This window comes from Streptomyces sp. NPDC126497, assembly GCF_040302425.1.
GTDB lineage: Bacteria > Actinomycetota > Actinomycetes > Streptomycetales > Streptomycetaceae > Streptomyces.
Window position 1 is genome coordinate 1 of sequence record NZ_JBEORT010000218.1, and the last position, 1,936, is coordinate 1,936.

The 1,936-nt window shown below is 73.6% G+C and carries 3 protein-coding genes; 2 read left to right on the forward strand and 1 reads right to left on the reverse strand.

The features are described from left to right. The first annotated feature begins 186 nt into the window (after positions 1 to 186). Entirely contained in the window at positions 187 to 897 is a 711-nt protein-coding gene (locus tag ABTY20_RS35170; RefSeq protein WP_352001202.1) for a chaplin, read from the forward strand. 73 nt (positions 898 to 970) lie between these two features. Here the strand turns inward: ABTY20_RS35170 and ABTY20_RS35175 are convergent, their stop codons facing one another. Then, a complete protein-coding gene (locus ABTY20_RS35175; protein WP_352001203.1) occupies positions 971 to 1,159 on the reverse strand; it encodes a DUF5703 family protein in 189 nt (62 codons plus the stop codon). Between the two features lie 47 nt (positions 1,160 to 1,206). Between ABTY20_RS35175 and ABTY20_RS35180 the strand changes: the two genes are divergently transcribed. Next, positions 1,207 to 1,893, forward strand: a complete 687-nt coding sequence (locus ABTY20_RS35180) for a hypothetical protein (protein WP_352001204.1) — start codon at positions 1,207 to 1,209, stop codon at positions 1,891 to 1,893. Positions 1,894 to 1,936 lie beyond the last annotated feature (43 nt).

Here is a 1,936-nt window from a genome sequence, read left to right on the forward strand (position 1 = left end):
ACTCATCAAAAAAATTGTCCGTCCGCCCCCCCCCCTCGTGGCCCCGCCGGTTGTGGGTTTCCGCGGCCGCCCCGGGGGGGGCCCCCTGGCCCTCGGGGCCCGACCGCTCCCATCGAACGTCGGAACACCCGGGAATCCGTCGGAACGAAGGTTCCCGGCACCAGGTCGAAGGCAGGGATTTCAGCAATGCGACAGGTTACCCGCAAGGGCCTGATGACGGTGGCGGCCGCCACGGGCGTGTTCGCCGCCGCGGGCGGGGCCGCCCACGCCGACTCCGGCGCGACGGGCCGTGCCGCCGGCTCACCCGGAGTGCTCTCCGGGAACACGGTCCAGGCGCCGGTGCACGTGCCGGTCAACGTCTGTGGGAACACGGTCGACGTCGTCGGCCTCCTCAACCCGTCCGTGGGGAACTCCTGCGCCAACCAGGGCGGCGGCTCCCCCTCGGACGGATACGGCGACTCCGGCGACCACGGCGGCGCGCACGCCGGCGGACACGCCGGTGACTCGCCCGGTGTGGGCTCCGGCAACCACATCCAGGTACCGGTCCACGTTCCGGTGAACGCCTGCGGCAACAGCGTCGACGTCCTCGGCGCCGGCAACGCCACCGGGGGCAACGGGTGCGCGAACGGCGGCGGCCACGACACCCCGGGACAGCCCGCCGCCCCCGGCGGTCCCGAGCGGCCGGACGGCCCCGGCGACGAGCCGGGCGCCCCGGCCACCCCGGGAGGCTCCCCGCACGAAGACCAGCCGGTCTCCCGTCCCCTCACCCAGCCCCGGCACGACGCACAGCTCGCACAGACCGGCAGCGAGCTGCCGATGGGCCTCGTGCTGCCGGTCGGCGCGGGCGCGCTGCTCGCCGGCGCGGTCCTCTACCGCAGGGCGCGGGCCGCCGCGTGACACCGGACGCACGGAGCGGGCCCCGCGACCGCGGGGCCCGCTCCGTCGTGTGATTCCGGTCGGGCGTCCCAGATCACCAGGTGGCGCGCACCTGGCGGATGATCCGCCTCCGCAGCCGCACCCTGCGACTGCCGTCACGCATCAGCGTGAGGCGGTACAACTCCCAGTGACCGTACTCGGCGTGGTCCGTCAGCAGACGTGCCGTCTCCTTGCGGGAGACCCCGCGCGGCACGTGCACGTCGGCAAATTCGTATTCCGGCATCGCATCTATTGTGCGGTCCGGGCTCCGGTACGGATAGCGTCTGCACTATGTCTGATGCTGCGCAGTCCACCGCTGCCGAGGTACGCGCCGCCGCCGAGGCGGTCAAGACCGCGCTCGACCGCCACCTGGCCGCGGTCGAACGCCGGTCGGGGGAGGACGACCCGGCCGTCTACGAGGCGTTCAACCAGCTGGCCGCGGCCGCGGAGGCGTACGACGAACTGCTCTACGACCGCTACGACGAGGTCACCCCCTTCGAGATCCCCGGCGCGGAGGAGGCCCCGCCGTACACCGGCCCCGAGGAGCCGGCCGCGATCAGCGTGCTGATCCGCCGTGACTACGCGGTCGTGGAACCCCAGCGGCTGCGCGCGCACGCCCAGCGGATCGAGGCGGCGGACGACGAGGGGGCGGAGACCTCGGGCACCCTGCACGGCGCGCTCGGCCTGCTGTTCGGCGAGTTCGAGCCGGACGAGATCGCCTCCCGGCACAAGGAGTTCGGACTGGAGGAGGGCGACTCCACCCTCTGGGTGACGGCGTCGGACGACCCCGCGGAACCCGGCGAGTGGCTGGAGGCGCCGTTCGAGCAGGTGGACCCGCAGCAGGTGGTGTGCCGCTTCGACGTCAGCGCGGTCTTCGACGACGACGAGGACCTCGACGACGAGGAAGACCTCGAGGACGAACTGGACCCCGGTCTGGACGAGGACGAGGACCTGGACCCCCTGGACACGGACCGCTGACCGCACCCGCCCCGTGCGCGGGCGGCGGGGGCGCGGGTGGGCC